Origin of the sequence: Peptoniphilus sp. GNH (assembly GCA_021307325.1) — a bacterium.
Lineage (GTDB): Bacteria > Bacillota > Clostridia > Tissierellales > Peptoniphilaceae > KA00134.
In genome coordinates this window covers 1,731,623-1,749,311 of the sequence record CP089931.1, presented here as the reverse complement: position 1 = coordinate 1,749,311, position 17,689 = coordinate 1,731,623, and the positions used below count along the sequence as shown (strand labels likewise).

The window sequence follows — 17,689 nt, the reverse complement described above, 5'->3', positions numbered from 1 at the left end:
TTGATAATTATATTATGAGAGGTGAAAAAATGTTAGAAATAAAAAACTTAAAAAAAATTTATAAGGAAAATTCGGCTAATGCAGTAAGTGCCCTTAAAGATGTAAATTTGAAAGTCGAAGACGGGGATTTTGTAGCCATCATGGGCGAGTCTGGATCAGGAAAGACCACACTTTTAAATATCATTTCCTTAATTGATAAGGAAACTAGCGGACAAATTTTCCTTGATGGAAAGGAAATTTTGTCCTTATCCGATAAGGAAAAGTCAGATTTTAGGAGGGATAATTTTGGCTATATCTTTCAAGATTTTAATCTTTTAGATAATTTTGATGTGAGGGAAAATATCCTCTTGCCTTTGGTTTTAAGGGAAGAAAATCCAGATGATTTTGAAGATAAGCTTATAGCTATTGTTAATAAGCTTGGTATTGCTGAACTTTTGCATAAGTATCCGGCAGAAATATCTGGCGGACAAAAGCAAAGGGTAGCTGTAGCAAGGGCTCTTATAATAAATCCTAAAATAATTTTAGCAGATGAGCCTACAGGCCAATTAGATTCGTCATCAAGTGAAGATTTGCTAAAGTATTTCGAAAAAATAAATAATGATGGAAATACCATCCTTATGGTAACCCACTCAAATATTGCAGCGTCTTTTGCTAAGAGAGTTTTATTTATAAAAGATGGCAAGATTTTTAATGAAATTTACAAGGCAGATGATACTAGTGAAAAGTTTTATAAGAGGATATCGGATTCACTAAACTTTTTAAGGGCGGCTAAAAATGAAACTCACTAAGCGCCTTGCCCTAGATGGGATTAGAAAAAATAAGGAAGTCTATCTGCCATATATTTTGATTTTTTCTTTTATGGTATTTTCATTGACTTCGATTTTGCTTTTGATAAATTCACCCAGCCTAGATGAATTTTACAAAATTACAAGTGTGAGATTGGTACTTCAGATTGCAGTTTACCTAATAGGAATATTTTCTCTGATATTTTTATATTATTCTGATGGGTTTTTATTAAATAAAAGACTAAAGGAGATTTCCCTCTATGCAATTTTGGGGCTGGATAAAAAACAACTTTCAAAGATTTTGGCTTTTGAAAGTTTTATAATATCAACCCTTGGGATTTTGGTCGGACTTTTGTCATCAACTCTTATTTATAAACTGCTTGAGTCAATGTTTTTGAAAATTATGAAGTTCCATGCGGATTTTTCAATACATTTTAGTCCAAGTTCTTATTTTATATCAATTGTAGTCTTTGCATCCATTTCATTTTTAATTCTACTAACTAGAGTTATAAAAATTAGAAGAAAATCATTACTTGAGCTATTTAAGGAAGAAAAGACCTTCAAAAGACCAAGGGGAATGGTTATAAGTGCAATTATCGCAGTAGTTTTGATTGGTTATGGATATTTTATAGCCCAGACTATAGACAATCCTTTAAAAACTATTTCATACTTTTTCTTGGCGGTTGTCCTTGTAATGATTGGAACATTTTTCTTGTTCTCTTCACTTTCAATTGTGGTTTTAAAAATAATGAAAAAGTCCAAATCATATTACAAACCAGAATCTTTTATATCTATATCAAGTTTGATTTTCAGATTAAGGTCAAATGCCAAGGGCCTTGCCTCTATTACAATAATGTCTACAGCTGCCATTATTTTATTATCTTCAGCCATAGCCCTTATAAGGAGTGTCGATGATATGGCAGCAAGGCAATATCCAAGAGACGTAGGCATAAATTCGGGCGATGCATATTCAATAGATCAGGTTAAAAAAATCATCAAAGAAAATAATTTACACGCAAAAAATATTCAAGACTACAAGAATGTCATCCTTGCCTTTGAAAAAGATGGAAAAACCTTTAAGGCTATGAGAAAAAGTTACGCCTTCGAAAATCCAAAAAAAATTGATGATAAGGCCATGGGGATAGTTGTAGAATCACACGACGGTTCAATATCGGAAGCTTCTAAGCTAAAAGATGGAGAGTTTTTACTTTATAAAGATTCTAAATTAGCCGATTTTTCAGAACTTAATATCAAAGGCAAAAAATTTATTAAAAAAGTAAATCTTATGGATTATCCATATAAAAATTCTGGAAATACGTCGATTCTATCCTACCTGTTTGATTTTTATTATATCGTCGTTAAAAACTTGGATGAAAATCTAAACATAGATGGAAATAAAATAGTAAGTGTATATAATTTCGATTTAAGTAATGATGATATGGCTATTTTTAAGGAAAAAACTAAGGATATCCAAAATGAATTTGGCATAGGCTTTCATGATGATTTTCTCTTAGAAACCTGCAAACTCTACGGGGCAATATTTTTCGTAGGAATTTTCTTGGGTCTTATATTTATGGTGGCGACTGGCCTAATCATTTATTATAAGCAGATACAAGAGGGTTTTGCAGACAAAAATAAGTATAAAGCACTCAGAAAATTGGGTATTGGAGAAGGGAAAATTAAAAAGACTATAGATAAAGAAGTTTCAGTGTTTTTCTTCCTGCCTTTGATTGTGGCAGGCACCCATGTGACCTTTGCCTTTAAAATAATCTCTAACATCTTCGTCATGCTCGGTGTTGTAAATGATAGCTTAAAAATTACATCATTTATAATAGGCTTTGTAATTTTTGCTCTCTTGTATTTGATTTATTACAAATTAAGTAGCAGAGCATATTACAAGATAATTTAATCAAAGTCTGATTATTTTAAGAAGAAAAGATTGTTTACAATTAAATCTCCTTATATCATTGTGTCAAGTTAAGATAAGATAAATCCCGCCTATAATAGATTTTTCTATTATCTTACAAATAAAAAATACCCCCATATCCATTTGAACTGACCTCCTTTAGTTGGTTTTTAAGTCCAACTTCTGATGGTCAGTTCAATTTGGATTTAGAGGTACATATTTAGTCTTTATTTTTGATCGGCTGCTATAACTTCATCGACTGCTTTCATGAGCTTGTCATAATTTTCTTTTTGGTCAATGCCTCCAAGTAGAGGTTGACCTATTATGTTGCCATTTCTATCTACTAAAATTGTAGTTGGAAATGCCATTATTTTAAGGGCAAAAGCTCCTGCATCACTAGAAGATTCAAAAGTGATATTTGGATATTGAACTCCTTGTTTTTTCATGATTTGCTTAGCTTCTTCTATTTTTCCTTTGTTGTCATCAAGTGTTTCCGTATTTATGCCTATCACGCCAGCTCCCTTAGCCTTGAGTTCTTGATTTAACTTTTCCAATTCTGGAAGTTCTTTTACACAAGGAGCGCATCCATTAAACCAGAAATTCACAACAGTTACTGCATTTTTCTTAAATATGCTTTCATCAACCGGATTTCCGTCTAAATCTTGTCCCTTGAAGGCTGGGAATTTATCTGCCATGGCTTCTTCAGACTTGCTTTCTATATTTTCCTTTAAATCTTTTTCATAAAGGGCAACTTCTTCGTCCAACTTTTGAATTTCTTCTGCACTCTTCTTTAGAGTTTTAAGTTCTTCTTCAGTGAAATTGTCCTTGTATTTGTCTATAATTTTGAAAAGAAATCCCGCATAGGAATCATCTTTGTTTTCAAGATCTGCTTTTTTGTCAACTTTTGCAAATAGCTTGTCCCAAAGTTCCTTATCCCTTTCCATGATTTGATTTTCTTCATTTAGAAGTTCTTGAACTTTTTTCTTTACTTCTTCCACATTTTTAGCCTCATCCTTTTGGCTTTCTTCTTGCTTTGGAGGATTTGCCTGCTCCTTGTTTGTAGTCTTGTTCTTGCCACATCCTGCTAGACTTGCTGCCATTATTAGAGCAAGAGCTCCTGCTATAAATCTTTTCTTACCTGTCATGTTTTTCATAATTTTCTCCTTTTAGTTTAACTTTTATTTATATCAAGGCTTTTTATCAGCCTTTTCACACTTCAAAACTCCAAGTCCATATTTATAGCTTATCGCCTTAGTAGGACAGGATTTTATACAAACTCCGCACCTTATACACTCTGCTGAGTTTGGGTTTTTGACAACATCTACATCCATGGGGCAAACCCTTTTACATTTGCCGCAAGAAACGCACTTTTCATTTACAAACATTTGCAAAAATGAAAACTTGTTCATAACTGCGTAAAAGGCTCCTAGAGGACATATAAATTTACAAAATGGTCTATAAGTAAAAATGCTAAAGCCCAGGACAGCAATTAGTAAGGAGAGTTTCCATGAAAAAAGTTTCCCAAGAGCTGCCCTTATGCCAGCATTCTTAATTGATAGGGGAATTGCTCCTTCCAGTACCCCTTGTGGGCAGAGGTACTTGCAGAAGAAGGGATTGCCCATGCCAAGTTCATTAGTAACAAGGATGGGAAGTGCCAAGACCATTACAAGAAATATCACATATTTTAAATATTTCAAGTAATGGAGCTTTTTAGTCGAAAATTTCTTGCTTGGAATCTTGTGGACAAGGTCTTGAAACCACCCAAATGGACACATAAATCCACAAATAAACCTTCCCAAAAGCATGCCAAGCAAAATTAAAAAGCCTGTGATGTAGTAGGCAAATGAAAATTTTGAGGAACCCACTACAGCCTGGAAGGCTCCTATTGGACAAGCTCCAGCTGCACCCGGACAAGAATAGCAATTCAAGCCCGGCACACAAACTTTTTTAAATCTTCCCCTATATATTTCGCCTTTTAAGAAATTAGGCAAGTGTATATTAGTCAAAATCGTTGCTACTGCTTGGATCAAAAGCTTGAATTTGGCTATTGTTTGAGATATGAGACCTGACTTTTTATCCAATTCCAACACACTCCAAACACAGCTTTATCGCTTTTTGCAAAACAGTATCGCCCTCGCCTCTATAAAGTCCGAAGACCACCATGGCGATTCCAAGTATCATAAGTAGAAATTGAATAGTTGTTTTAACTTTTGAACTAATTTTTTTTCACCCTTTCTTATAAGCTTGAGACAATGATACAATATCATATATAAAATTATTGTTAAGCTAAATCTTAACAAAAACTTTATTTAACTTTGCTAAGCTATTATATAATTAGTTAACTTAATTTTCAAAAAATTTTTAAGTTCAATATATTAAAAAGGAAGTGGTTTTTTGCGTATTTTAATTATAGAAGATGAAGAAAAACTTTTAAACACAATTGTAAAATCACTGCAAAAGTCTGGTTATGAGGTTGACAAATGCTCAGACGGAAATGAGGCAATAGAAATTTTAGAAATCGAAAATTTCGATCTCGTAGTACTTGATCTAAACCTGCCCGGTTGCGATGGCATGGATGTGCTTAGGCATTTCAGAAGCCACAATAGGCAAACAAGCGTAATTATCCTATCTGCTAGAAGTCAGATTGATGATAAGGTGGAGGGTTTGGATGCGGGAGCCAATGACTATATGGCTAAGCCCTTTCATCTTGAGGAGCTAGAAGCTAGAATCAGAAGTCTCACTAGGAGAAAGTTCATACAAAAGGATAAGAATTTGAGCTACCAAGGTTTGAAATTTGACACTATAAATAGGACAACTAGCTATAAGGATAAGATCATATCCCTTACAAGAAAAGAAAGGGGCATCTTGGAATACTTGCTTTTGAATTTAGAAAGACCCATAAGTCAAGAAGAATTGATAGAACACGTCTGGGATGGCAGTGTCGATCCCTTTTCTAATTCAATAAGAGTTCACATGTCAAGTCTTAGAAAAAAATTAAAAGAAGCCATGGGTTTTGACCCCATTAAAAACAAGGTGGGTTTGGGCTACCAAATAGGAGGAAGGCATGAATAAACTATCTTTACAATGGAGAATCACTCTGCTTACAAGTTTTTTGATAGCCCTCTCCTGCATAAGCATGAACCTGCTCATGTTTAAGACTGGTTCCTCCTACATCGACTCCATAGGTGGATATATCACATCCTATTCTCTAGACACTAAGAATCCTTCTCCAAATGACAGCCTTTATATAGAATTTCCACCAGAAGTGATGCGAGAATTTATTAAAAATCTTTCCAATGAAATCTATAAAAGCAAATCTCTATTTTCTGTAAGAGGATGGCTTATCACAGGTGGAGTTTCAATCTTAAGTGGACTTTTGGCATACTATATATCGGGCAAGTCCCTAAGACCTCTGCAAAAATTCTCAGAGAATATAGAAAAAATTCAAATGGAAAATCTCACCACATCCTATGTAAACGAGGATGAAATAAAAGAATTTAAAATCCTAGCCCAATCTTTTAACAAGATGCTAGAGCGTTTGGCCGCCGCATTTGAAGATAAAAGAAGCTTGCAAGCAGCTGCTGCCCATGAACTCAAAACTCCACTAGCTCTCATGCAGGCTCAAATTGATTATAGCAAGTCTGAAAATATGGATATAAATTCCTACAAAAATCTAATAAATAATCTCGGCGAAGAAACCGAAAAATTAAACCTGCTAATAAGTATGCTCTTACAAATAGGCGAAGCTCAAAGATTGCCAAGAAAAGACCCCATAGACATAGCTCCCCTAGTTGAAGAAGTCTTTACAGATCTTGAATGTTTAGCCGAGAAAAAATCCATATCCCTAATCCAAAAGGGAGACAATTTCACCCTCAAAGGCTCTGATCTTCTAATTTATAGAATGGTCTACAACCTTGTAGAAAACGCAATAAAATATAGTTTAGAAAAAGGCAAGGTTGAAGTCGAAACCATACAAAGAGATAATACAAAAGAAATTTATATAAAAGATGACGGGCCCTCAATCCCAGATGAAGAAAAGGAAAATATCTTCAAGCCCTTTTATAGAATTGACAAATCTAGATCTAGCAAAATAAGTGGCCATGGCTTGGGGCTTGCCCTTGTAAAGCAAATAGTAGAAATTCACGCAGGAAAAATAGAAATCATCGATTCCAAAGATTGGTCCCTGGTCTTTAAAATAAGTTTTAAATAATTTAATTACTAACCCTCCCCTCTTTTGAGGGGATTTTTTATACTTTATAAAGGTTTTACATAAATTTTTATAGAGTATAAAAAATTAGCTATAAGCAACAAAAAATACAAATTTTCAGCATTTAAACTTGCTAAAAATTTGTATTTTTAGATATATGCTCTATTTTTTATTTTTGTCGCTAAAATAAAATTTCTTATTTCTACAAGCAACTTGTCCAACTCATCATTTATTATACAATGACCCGAATTTTCAAACTCTATAAGCCTTGTCTTTTTCCCTAGGAGCTTGACCTTGTCCCTTACTTCATAAAAAGGCACTAGAACATCCTTGTGGCCATGGAATTGAACAATGGGTACTTTTATATAATTTATTCTTCTACTAGCCTTATATGCCCCGTCTTCTCTGGAAATATTAAAAGAGCAAAGCGCCTCTGCCATATCTATATTATTTCTTTGCTTATACAGAGCATCGAGGCAAATCTCCATATACTCCTCATCCACTTCTTTGGCATTAAACATCAATTCTTTAAAAAAACTCTCTGCCATCTGTCTATCAGGCATAAGATATTTAATCTCTTGAAAGATGTTAAAAGAATCCAATAAAGACATCTGCATAGGAAAAATTGCCCTTGCATATTTAGAAAAAGTAAAAGGTTGCATAAAGGGCATCTTAAATCCATCAGCATGCATGGGCGATAGTAAAATTATTCCCCTTATAAAATCTCCCAAATCTGCTCCTGCTTCAAGGCAAACCCCGCCCCCAAATGACCATCCTAAAAGAAGGGCATTTTTAATTTTTTTCTTGTAAATAAAATCTACTACATCCTTGGAATAGGCCCTGGCACTTGTAGCCTTTTTATTATAGGTCGAATCGCCCATCCCCCTTAGATCTATCGCATAGACTTTACATTCTGCTTCCAACTTTTCTATTAGAGGGAAAAACAAGGTCGAGTCGCTATAATTGCCATGCACTAAAATAATAATATCTGCCGACTCATCTAATCCCGCCTCTATATAAGAGATAGTTTCCCCTCTATCCAAACTTAAAAATTTCTTCTCGTATCGTTTCAATCTCATGCCTTTCTCTTTTGCCTTATAACCTATTTAAAATAGATACTCCCCATAAGTCTTAGCGCTTAAAAATCAAGACTTGAGCTTAGATAAAACTATTTGAGTATTTGACCTTTTAATAATCCCTAAACTTCTCATCTTAAAAATTAAATCTTCCAAAGACTTAGTATCCTTAGTCAAGAAGTGTACGAAAAATTCATAATCCCCAGTTATAGTGTAGCACTCCACAACCTCTTCTTCGTTTCTTACAAACTCCTTAAACTTTTCCAAGTCTTTTTCCAAAGAGTTAAGCTCCACCTTGCAATAGCCATCCAAATTTCTGCCAAAGTACTCATTGTTTAAAACAACTGTGTAATATTTTATGGCTCCAGAGCTTTCCATCTTCTTCATTCGCTCTCTTACAGCCGGTATAGAAAGGCCGACTTGCGATGATATTTCTGAAAGAGAAATTCTCCCATCATTTTTTAAAATTTCCAAAATACTATTATCTATCTTATCCATAATTACTCCTTAGTAAAATCTCACGCTTCAGCCCAACATTTTGACGCTTCAACCGCTTTTTTCCATCTACTTATTAAATGTTCATAATCTCCACAAGATGGAGTGAAAATTTCATCATCCTCTTTTAGACTTCTTATATGATTCTCATCCTTCCAAAAACCAGTCGAAAGACCTGCCAAAAAAGCAGCCCCCATAGCTGTCGTTTCCAAAACTCTAGGCCTTCTTACAGCTATCCCAGTTATATTGGATTGAAACTGCATCAAGAAGTCATTTTTAGACGCACCTCCATCAACCTTTAAGAGCTTTATCTTATCATCCATATCCTCTTCCATAGCTCTTAAAACATCATTTGACAAAAAGGCTATTGATTCTAAAGTCGCCCTTACTATGTGATACTTGCTAGTTCCCCTGGTAAGCCCTATTATAAGGCCCCTGGCATAAGGGTCCCAATATGGCGCTCCCAAGCCCGTAAAAGCTGGGACGACAAAAACATCATCTGTCGAGTTTACCTTTCTTGCCATGTATTCTGAATCATCAGATTCATCAATGAGTCTAAGCCCATCCTTTAACCAGGATATGGCAGAACCCGCAACAAAAATCGACCCCTCTAGAGCATAAGTGACCTTATCTTTTATTTTCCAAGCTATCGTAGATACAAGACCATTCTTGCTTCTAACTATTTTTTCACCAGTGTTCACAAGGACAAAGGCCCCTGTTCCATAGGTGTTTTTTGCCATGCCCCTTTCTGTGCAAACTTGACCAAAAAGAGCACATTGTTGGTCTCCCCCTATGCCTGCTATAGGAATTTCTTCTCCAAAAAATCCCGAAAGACTGTATCCGTAAATTTCAGATGAACTTCCCACCCTAGGCAACATCTCTTCTGGTATATCCAAAAGCTCTAAGATGTCCTTATCCCAATTTAAGTCTTCAATATTAAACATCATCGTCCTAGAAGCATTTGACACATCCGTTACATGGACCCTGCCTCCTGTGAGTTTCCACACCAGATAGCTATCCACCGTACCAAATAAAAGTTCTCCCTTCCTAGCCCTTTCTCTTGCTCCATCAACATTGTCCAAAATCCACTTGAGTTTAGTAGCAGAAAAATACGCATCAACCACAAGCCCCGTCTTTTCTCTTATAACATCCTCATAGCCATCGCTCTTTAGCTTATCGCATATCTGAGCAGTCCTTCTGCATTGCCAAACTATGGCATTATAGACGGGCTCTCCAGTATTTTTATCCCATACTATGGTCGTTTCTCGCTGATTAGTTATTCCGATACCTGCAATCTCACTTGGATCTATGCCCACCTTATTTATAGCTTCGACACATACTCCAATCTGAGTTGACCAAATCTCTGTTGGAGATTGCTCCACCCAGCCCGGTTTTGGAAAATATTGGGAGAACTCTTTTTGTGCCACACTTATAGGCCTTGCTTTTTCATCGAATATTATGCAGCGGTTACTAGTCGTCCCAGAATCTATTGCCATTATATATTTTTTCATAAAGCCAACCTGTATATCTTAACTACATCTTCTTTGTTTAGTTTTACATATGAAGACTCACCTATCTTTGAAACCTTCAATACATGCTCTGCCATCTCTTCAAAAAGTTCATCTCCAATGCCTATTTGTGATAGCCTTGTTGGGATACCAACTTCATTAAAGAAATTTTCTAAAAGTTCAATCCCCTTCTTGGCATCAGCCATGGGATTTTCTGTCTTTTTAACAGAAAAGACATTGACAGCAAAATCTTGCAACTTAGATGCAGTTTTTGGACTTAAAATATATTTGAGATAGGAAGGAGTCATGATAGCAAGACCTATCCCATGTGTTATGTCATAGTGGGCAGAAAGCTCATGCTCTATCGGATGCACAGTCCAAGATGTCTGCTTGCCCACATCCAAAAATCCATTTATAGCCCAAGAAGATGCCCACATGATATTGGCTCTTGCCTCATAATTTTTAGGATCCTCTTTTAAAACTTTAGCATACTTTATGCAAGTTTTTAAAATGACTTCCGCCATCCTATCCTGCATATAAGTGTCCTCATCTCTTGTAAAATAATTTTCCATGGTGTGACTCATTATATCTGCAATTCCCGCAAAAGTCTGTTTGGCTGGCAAGCTATAAGTCACTTGTGGATCCATAATAGCAAATAAGGGGAGCAAATGTCTGGATGCAAATCCTCTTTTTTCCTTAGTTTGTAAATTGCTTATAACAGCTGATGTGTCCATCTCACTTCCAGTTGCAGCAAGGGTCAATACTACGCCCAAGCCCAAAGCCTTTTTAACTCTAGTTTTTCCCGAAACCAAATCCCAAGGATCTGCCTCATAAAAGAAGCCCGCAGCAATTGCCTTGGCACAATCTATGGTAGAGCCACCTCCAACCGCCAAAATGAAATCACACTTATTTTCCCTTGCCAAGCTGATTCCCTCTTTTACACTTTCAAGCCGAGGGTTGGGATCTATTCCAGATAATTCTGTAAAAGTGGCGCCCGATTTTTCTATTTCTGAAACGACTCTTTCATAAAGGCCATTTCTTTTTATGCTTCCTCCACCATAGCAGAGCAAGATGCTCTTTATATTTAAGTTGGAGAGTTCCTTGGAAAGCTTCTCAACGCTCTCTTTTCCAAAAATTATTCTAGTGTCCACGTGGAAAGTAAAATCTCTCATTTCTCCTCCTTTTCATACTATACTTAAATTATAATACATTTTGAAATTTTTCGCATGAAATTGTTTTCATATTTAACATTTAAATTGTTTTCTGGGTTGTGCCAGTATAATTATTTACATTTTTTAGCCGATTTCAGTAAAAAAGACCCGTCCCTGACGAGTCCCTTTTAGGTCTATTTAGAATTTTACTCTCGAAATTTTACTTCTCTTACATAGTTATCTCAGCAACTTTTAAATAATCGCCGACTTCTTCAAAATCTACAACCTTCCACTTGTTTGGAACTCCGAGTTCCTTTGCCATGGCTTCGAAGTAATACATCACTACTCCCAAATCTACCAAGTTTCTCTTTACTTCTCTATTATTAAAAGTATAAATTTCAACCTTGGGACTATTTACCAAGAAAATCCAGGGTTGAGAATTTCTATGAGAAGGAGCAAATCTCACAGATGACAAAATATTCAAAAGTCCTAAGTTTTCAAGTTCTTGAACATCTGATTTTTGACCAAGCTTTTCGCTAAATACATATTCATTCAAAGGCTTTCTCGAAGATACAGCCTCGGGACTAAAGATCTCTTGTGCCATAGGAAGACCCATAGCTATTACATAGGCAACTTTTTCGCCGCCTTCTCCGAATATTGCTTTTTTAATTTCAGGCGCAACTTGAGTTACAGTAACCCAGCAAGTTTTCACTTCATGGCTTGTGATTTTAGAATTTAGCTTTTCAAGACTATAACCTGCTCTTAATTTGGTGATTGCTTCATCATTTTCTAGTCCCATAGCGATGTAGTGGGGTGCATTTATCATTACACCTGCATAGCCAGCCTTGCCTTGTAAAGCTTCATAGATTACCTTACCATTTTCAAAAAGTTTGAAAAAAAGTCCCTTGCCTTCTTCACTATTTGAGATTTCTTCAATTGTTTTTTTTGCAAACTCTATCTTGTCCCTGCCGAGTATTCTTCTTTGAAAATCTCTGCATGATCTTCTTTGTTGCAAAAAATTTGTCATTACCATTTTATTCCCCCCTAATTTTTGCTTAATAGAGCCAAGCCCCATATTAAAATCCTTCCATTGCCAAGTCTCTTAAAAATGAGTCCCCCCAGTTTAGCATATGACAACAGCTTTTAGACTTCTAAATGGACTTTGATTTCTGTTACATATAATTATATCCCATATGATTTAATTATTAAAGCTTTCACAGATTCAATATGTAAAAGGAGCAGATACCTGCCCCTTACTCTTCTTATAGATTAGTTTCTGCCACAGCAGTTTTTATATTTTTTGCCACTTCCACATGGACATGGGTCGTTTCTGCCGACTTTTTCATGCTTTCTTATAAAAGGCATCTTTTTTCCAGTGTCGGGATTTACAGTTTCGACTTCCTTTGCCACTTTTTGTCTTTCAATCTTTTCGGCATTATATACATGGAAAAGCATCTTGACTGTGCCTTCCTTGATGGATTGATTCATTTCTTCAAACATATCAAATCCCTCTTCTGCATATGCCCTTACTGGGTCTGTTTGTCCGACAGCTCTAAGGCCTATTCCCTTTCTGAGTTGATCCATGGCATCGATGTGATCCATCCACTTTTGATCTACATTTCTAAGTAGGACTACCCTTTCAACTTCTCTGAATTGGTCGGCTCCAAACTCGTTTTCCTTGTCCTTGTATTTTTCAGCTGCCAAAGTCCTAAACCTGTCTTTTATTTTATCAAGAGAGGCTTCTTTTAAATCATCCATGAACTTGAGTTCAAACCCGAAAAAGTCTATACCAAAGGCCCTCATGCCTTCATAATCCAAATATTTTTGGTGGTTGGCATCAATCTTTTCGTAAAAATCAAGATTGTGACTTATTATATCTTCAATCATATTCTTGATATCTCCACTCAAGTCTTCGCCTTCTAGCACCTTTTTACGTTCCGAGTATATGACCTCTCTTTGCTTGTTCATGACATCATCATATTGCAAAACAGACTTTCTGATTGAGAAGTTGTTGCCTTCGACCTTTCTTTGTGCAGACTCTATTAGCCTTGTCAAAATACCATTATCAAGAGGTTCATCTTCTGGTTGGTTGGCCTTTTCCATAACAGTTTTAAATCTGTCTCCTGCAAAGAGCCTTATCAAATCGTCATCAGCTGAAATATAAAATCTAGTTGAACCCTTGTCTCCTTGACGACCTGAACGACCTCTCAATTGGTTGTCGATACGTCTGGACTCATGGCGTTCAGTGCCTATTATGTGAAGACCGCCAGCCTTTATTACTTCTTCAGCTTCCTTGTCAGTTTCTTCTTTATACTTTTCTACTAGAGCTTGATAAGTCTTTCTAGCATCAATTATCTCTTGGTCATCAGTTTTATTGAAGGAATCAACTTGTTCTAGAACCTCATCTGCATAACCCTTCTTTTGCATATCTTGCTTTGCCATGAATTCTGGATTGCCACCCAAGACAATATCCGTACCACGACCAGCCATATTGGTTGCTATGGTTACAGCTCCAAATCTACCAGCTTGAGCAACTATTTCAGATTCTTGCTTGTGTCTTTTAGCATTTAGCACTTGATGCTTGATACCAGCTTTTTTCAAGTAATTTGACAATTGCTCTGACTTTTCCACAGAAACGGTGCCGACCAAAACTGGTTGACCCTTTTCGTGGCATTGTTTGATTTCTTCTGTTACTGCCCTAAATTTGGCAGCTTCATTTTTATAGATCAAATCGTTGTTGTCGACTCTTTGGATTGGCTTATTAGTTGGAATTTCCACAACGTCTATATTGTATATGTCCCTAAATTCTTGGTCTTCTGTCATGGCAGTACCAGTCATACCAGAGAGTTTTTTATACATTCTAAAATAATTTTGGAAGGTGATAGTCGCAAGAGTTTTAGATTCAGATTGCACTTCCAAACCTTCCTTAGCTTCTATCGCTTGGTGTAGACCTTCTGAATATCTTCTACCATACATAAGACGTCCAGTAAATTCGTCTACGATTATTACCTCTCCATCTTCAACAACATAATCTATGTCTCTTTTCATATTTCCCTTGGCCTTTAGAGCTTGGTTAATATGATGGGAAATCTCCATGTTTTCAGCATCTGCCAAATTGTCCAGACCAAAATATCTCTCAGCCTTTTCAATACCCTTGTCGGTCAAAGTAGAAGTCTTGTCTTTTTCATTTATTACAAAATCTACGCTTTCTTCTTCAAAAGTTCTATTGAATCTTTCAAGGCCTTGTTCCTCTTCAGTCTTTACCCTAAAAGAAAGAGTATTTACAAAATCTCTCGCTTGCTTATAAAGGTCTGTAGACTCATCGCCAACACCAGAAATAATAAGCGGTGTCCTAGCCTCATCTATAAGTATAGAATCGACTTCGTCGACTATACAGAAATTAAGAGGTCTTTGAACCATATTCTCCTTGTAGATGACCATGTTATCCCTTAGATAGTCAAAGCCGAACTCATTATTAGTTCCATAAGTTATATCAGCGTTATAGGCCTTCTTCCTATCTTCATTGTCCATATCGTGGATTATACATCCAACACTAAGACCCAAAAATTCATGCACCTTGCCCATCCAATCTCTATCACGGCTAGCCAAGTAATCATTTACAGTTACAATGTGGACACCTTCACCAGATATGGCATTTAAGTAAGCCGGCAAAGTTGCAACAAGTGTTTTACCTTCTCCAGTCTTCATCTCTGCGATTCTGCCTTGGTGAAGTATGATACCACCTATAACTTGCACTGGGAAATGCTTCATCCCAAGCACCCTATAAGCTGCTTCCCTCACAACTGCAAAAGCTTCAGGCAGTAAGTCATCAAGACTTTCGCCTTTAGCATATCTATCTTTAAATTCAAGAGTTTTATTCTTCAAGTCAGCATCTGAGAGCTTTTTAATCTCATCATCAAAAGCTAGAACCTTGTCCACTATGGGGCGAATTTTTTTAATTTCTCTATCGCTATAAGATCCGAAAATCTTATTTAATAGTGACATACTCCTCATCCTTTCTATTTCTTTTCACTCGTGTAATTTTATCATTCAGATGTGATAAAATCAATCTTTTCGCATATATTTCAAATATTAGACCAATAATTTAATAATATCAAGAAATTTATTACACATTATCTAAAAAAAATGTATTTTTTTGCTTTAAAATAAAAAAATCCATCAGGGATTATTTTCCCCGATGGATTTTTAAAATTTTTATTTATTCAAAAGTTTAGTCCATTTTTCAAGTGTACGACCCATTGAATCTTTTACATCTCTTTTAACGGACTCATGGCTATTAGTTGCTTCTACTAATTCATAGTAGTACCAAGCATTCTTATCCAAGTCTTTGAATTTATAAATCTTATCTTCAAAACCTTCAATAGTTTTGGCATCTGCCGAACGGTCAAATACTCTATTTAGTAGAGTTGCCGCTTCTGCTCTTGTTAAAAAGGCATCTGGTTTAAAGCTTCCATCTTCATAACCTGTAATACGACCGCTACTATAAACCTTATTAATTTCTTTTTCATACTTATGACCAGCTATATCATTAAAAGGTGCCTTGCCTTGTCCACCCTTGTCTACGGCTGCAATCATCTTTATGAATTCTCCTCTTGTTACTGGAGCATCTGGTCTTAAATTTCCATCCTTGTCAGTATCTAGCATACCAGCTTTTAAAGCTGCATTGATATTAGCTAAATACCAAGCTTTTTCTTTTAAGTCTGGATAATCTGCCCTTGATTTGTCAGAGAGATTCAATTTAGCAAGACGAGTTACCATGGCGGCTGCTTCTGCCCTGGTCAAAGTTTCATTTGGACGAACTGTGTTGTCTGTATATCCAAAGATATAAGCATCGCATTCCACTCTTTGCCTGTCGTCTTTCTTTTCTGCTATCCTCTTTTCATCCGCCTTCTTTTCTACTATTCCAAAAAATAAGCGACTTGAATCATATCCAAAACTTGCTTGTCCTGGTGTTTGAGGATTTGGAGGAGTTGGAGTTTTTATTTTTTCATAAATGTACTTAACCCCATTGTCTGTGGCTTCTTCTCTTAAGAATTTATAACCGTCTACGTCCTTAGAACCCTTTTCTTCAGCTGTAACTGGGTCTTTTATTTTATTACCATTTTCGTCCACATATTGGGTTGTAATCTTGTTTTTTTCATAAATATACTTGACGCCCTTTTGTGTTTCTTGTTTTTCTTTAAAAGTATAACCAGCAAAAGTCTTTTGTTCGCCTTCTTTTTCAGCGACAACTGGGCCTTCTATAGCCTTGCCCTTATTGTCCACATATTCTGTTGTAATATTCCAAATAGCTTTTAAGATAACATCTGACTTATTTTCTGTAAGTGTAATTTTAGATCCTAGAGCGTAATCAGTAGTTCCATCTCTCCAACACTTAAATTCTCCACCTTTTTTTGGAACTCCAGCTGCAACATCAATATCTTTAGATTTTATAGACAAATCATCAAGGTTAAGACCAAGCAATCCTTTTTCCTCAGTTATGATGCTAGTTTTGCCATCCACATCATATTTTAAGCTATATTCCTTGTCCCATGCAGCCTTTAAGGTCTTAGTCCTACTTTTTCTAAATGGAAGTGACATCTCATATATGGTAAAGTGTTTTCCATCGGGAACTGGATATACATCTGTGTCAAGGGCCTGGTCTGTATAGACTTCTTTATCATCAGGGTAAAGTGCTTCTTCATACCAGAAAGCGAACTTGTAACCATCTCTTACCGGCTCATCACTAATAATATCTATCTTAACTTTTGGCATAAATGATGTATCAGAAGGGTCTGGTGCCACACGACCATCTTTATCATCGAATGTTGCTTTTCCCTTGATTGTGCCTCCATTGGCATCATAAATTAGACCTCCAGTAGCTGGTTTTACCTTGATCTTATAGCCGAGATAACCTCCACGAGTAATCTCTTGTCCGTTAGCTGCCTTGCCATTCACATAGTAGTGGTAGTAAACATAGACATAGTTATCTCCCGTTGATTTTTTGCCTGTAAAGGAATATTTGATTGCTTGTCCGCCAGTTTGATTCTTGATGTCGTAGTTTACAGTAACTGAAGATTGAACATCTTGAGTTACGTATTCAATCATCTTATCTAATTTATCCATATCGTTTTGAACATCATAGAATGTTCCATCGACTACAACGCCTACAATAGAAGTTGAAAAGGTTGTTGTACCATATTCAAGGTCTCCAGCTACCGCTTCACTAGTTTTAAATTTATTGATAAAACCCTCATCTGTTATAGTCTGTCCTACTTCAACTTCAATTTCTCCAACATTTTGTACTTCTCCTGTCGGCTTATCTCTACCAATAGTTGTAGTACTTTCTAAAGTTTTCTCTGGAGAAAAAATACTTTTAACTACGCCTCCTGCATTTTCCTCAGCGTAGGTACCCCCCCCATGCAAGTTAGCACTGTCATGGTAGCTAATAAGGCAACAAAAAAACGTTTCATTATTTTTTTCATAAATCCTCCTCTTCGTTTTTTTGGTACAATATCTTACTCTTTTATCATACACTTATAATTGTTTTTTTTCAAATTT

14 protein-coding genes are annotated in these 17,689 nt (G+C 35.9%); 4 read left to right on the top strand and 10 right to left on the bottom strand.

Annotated elements, in window-relative coordinates; all coding sequences use genetic code 11:
* Positions 1 to 29: 29 nt before the first annotated feature.
* Positions 30 to 788 (top strand): ABC transporter ATP-binding protein, encoded by a 759-nt coding sequence (locus LV469_08385; GenBank protein UHR02640.1) that lies wholly within the window; start codon positions 30 to 32, stop codon positions 786 to 788.
* On the top strand, positions 775 to 2,694 hold the full coding sequence (locus tag LV469_08380) for an ABC transporter permease (GenBank protein ID UHR02639.1): 1,920 nt from the start codon (positions 775 to 777) through the stop codon (positions 2,692 to 2,694). Before LV469_08385 ends, LV469_08380 begins: the two co-directional genes overlap by 14 nt.
* A 224-nt stretch (positions 2,695 to 2,918) precedes the next feature.
* Here the strand turns inward: LV469_08380 and LV469_08375 are convergent, their stop codons facing one another.
* From LV469_08375 to LV469_08365, 3 genes are read right to left on the bottom strand one after another with little or no spacing between them, the layout of a single operon-like run.
* Positions 2,919 to 3,845 carry a redoxin family protein gene (locus LV469_08375; GenBank protein UHR02638.1) on the bottom strand — a complete coding sequence of 309 codons (927 nt, stop codon included), beginning with the start codon at positions 3,843 to 3,845 and terminating at the stop codon, positions 2,919 to 2,921.
* A 33-nt stretch (positions 3,846 to 3,878) separates the two neighbouring features.
* Positions 3,879 to 4,778, bottom strand: coding sequence for a 4Fe-4S binding protein (locus LV469_08370; GenBank protein ID UHR02637.1), 900 nt, complete (start codon positions 4,776 to 4,778; stop codon positions 3,879 to 3,881).
* Entirely contained in the window at positions 4,765 to 4,872 is a 108-nt protein-coding gene (locus tag LV469_08365; protein UHR02636.1) for a thioredoxin, read from the bottom strand. Before LV469_08365 ends, LV469_08370 begins: the two co-directional genes overlap by 14 nt.
* A gap of 213 nt (positions 4,873 to 5,085) precedes the next feature.
* On the opposite strand from LV469_08365, the gene LV469_08360 reads away from it, so the two are divergent.
* The gene (locus tag LV469_08360) at positions 5,086 to 5,763 is read left to right on the top strand and encodes a response regulator transcription factor (protein ID UHR02635.1); all 678 of its coding nucleotides are present in this window, start codon (positions 5,086 to 5,088) and stop codon (positions 5,761 to 5,763) included.
* The gene (locus tag LV469_08355) at positions 5,756 to 6,901 is read left to right on the top strand and encodes a HAMP domain-containing histidine kinase (protein UHR02634.1); all 1,146 of its coding nucleotides are present in this window, start codon (positions 5,756 to 5,758) and stop codon (positions 6,899 to 6,901) included. The genes LV469_08360 and LV469_08355 overlap by 8 nt, the downstream gene beginning before the upstream one ends.
* Positions 6,902 to 7,047: 146 nt before the next feature.
* Here the strand turns inward: LV469_08355 and LV469_08350 are convergent, their stop codons facing one another.
* The 7 genes from LV469_08350 to LV469_08320 all read right to left on the bottom strand — a co-directional run bounded on the left by LV469_08350 (position 7,048) and on the right by LV469_08320 (position 17,554).
* Entirely contained in the window at positions 7,048 to 7,977 is a 930-nt protein-coding gene (locus LV469_08350; GenBank protein ID UHR02633.1) for an alpha/beta hydrolase, read from the bottom strand.
* A 66-nt stretch (positions 7,978 to 8,043) separates the two neighbouring features.
* Positions 8,044 to 8,472 carry an Lrp/AsnC family transcriptional regulator gene (locus LV469_08345; GenBank protein ID UHR02632.1) on the bottom strand — a complete coding sequence of 143 codons (429 nt, stop codon included), beginning with the start codon at positions 8,470 to 8,472 and terminating at the stop codon, positions 8,044 to 8,046.
* A gap of 20 nt (positions 8,473 to 8,492) precedes the next feature.
* Positions 8,493 to 9,980, bottom strand: a complete 1,488-nt coding sequence (gene glpK / locus LV469_08340) for a glycerol kinase GlpK (protein ID UHR02631.1) — start codon at positions 9,978 to 9,980, stop codon at positions 8,493 to 8,495.
* Positions 9,977 to 11,149, bottom strand: a complete 1,173-nt coding sequence (locus LV469_08335; GenBank protein ID UHR02630.1) for an iron-containing alcohol dehydrogenase — start codon at positions 11,147 to 11,149, stop codon at positions 9,977 to 9,979. The genes glpK and LV469_08335 overlap by 4 nt, the downstream gene beginning before the upstream one ends.
* A gap of 208 nt (positions 11,150 to 11,357) precedes the next feature.
* The gene (locus tag LV469_08330; protein UHR02629.1) at positions 11,358 to 12,161 is read right to left on the bottom strand and encodes a nitroreductase; all 804 of its coding nucleotides are present in this window, start codon (positions 12,159 to 12,161) and stop codon (positions 11,358 to 11,360) included.
* 236 nt (positions 12,162 to 12,397) lie between these two features.
* The gene (gene secA, locus LV469_08325) at positions 12,398 to 15,133 is read right to left on the bottom strand and encodes a preprotein translocase subunit SecA (GenBank protein ID UHR02628.1); all 2,736 of its coding nucleotides are present in this window, start codon (positions 15,131 to 15,133) and stop codon (positions 12,398 to 12,400) included.
* Between the two features lie 210 nt (positions 15,134 to 15,343).
* A complete protein-coding gene (locus LV469_08320) occupies positions 15,344 to 17,554 on the bottom strand; it encodes an S-layer homology domain-containing protein (protein UHR02627.1) in 2,211 nt (736 codons plus the stop codon).
* Positions 17,555 to 17,689: the final 135 nt, after the last annotated feature.

What these genes read in the sequence shown, in the direction of transcription:
- LV469_08385 (UHR02640.1), top strand. Translation starts at nt 30, where the DNA reads ATGTTAGAAATAAAAAACTTAAAAAAAATTTATAAGGAAAATTCGGCT.
- LV469_08380 (UHR02639.1), top strand. Translation starts at nt 775, where the DNA reads ATGAAACTCACTAAGCGCCTTGCCCTAGATGGGATTAGAAAAAATAAG.
- LV469_08375 (UHR02638.1), bottom strand. Translation starts at nt 3,845, where the DNA reads ATGAAAAACATGACAGGTAAGAAAAGATTTATAGCAGGAGCTCTTGCT.
- LV469_08365 (UHR02636.1), bottom strand. Translation starts at nt 4,872, where the DNA reads ATGATACTTGGAATCGCCATGGTGGTCTTCGGACTTTATAGAGGCGAG.
- LV469_08355 (UHR02634.1), top strand. Translation starts at nt 5,756, where the DNA reads ATGAATAAACTATCTTTACAATGGAGAATCACTCTGCTTACAAGTTTT.
- LV469_08350 (UHR02633.1), bottom strand. Translation starts at nt 7,977, where the DNA reads ATGAGATTGAAACGATACGAGAAGAAATTTTTAAGTTTGGATAGAGGG.
- LV469_08345 (UHR02632.1), bottom strand. Translation starts at nt 8,472, where the DNA reads ATGGATAAGATAGATAATAGTATTTTGGAAATTTTAAAAAATGATGGG.
- glpK (UHR02631.1), bottom strand. Translation starts at nt 9,980, where the DNA reads ATGAAAAAATATATAATGGCAATAGATTCTGGGACGACTAGTAACCGC.
- LV469_08335 (UHR02630.1), bottom strand. Translation starts at nt 11,149, where the DNA reads ATGAGAGATTTTACTTTCCACGTGGACACTAGAATAATTTTTGGAAAA.
- LV469_08330 (UHR02629.1), bottom strand. Translation starts at nt 12,161, where the DNA reads ATGGTAATGACAAATTTTTTGCAACAAAGAAGATCATGCAGAGATTTT.
- secA (UHR02628.1), bottom strand. Translation starts at nt 15,133, where the DNA reads ATGTCACTATTAAATAAGATTTTCGGATCTTATAGCGATAGAGAAATT.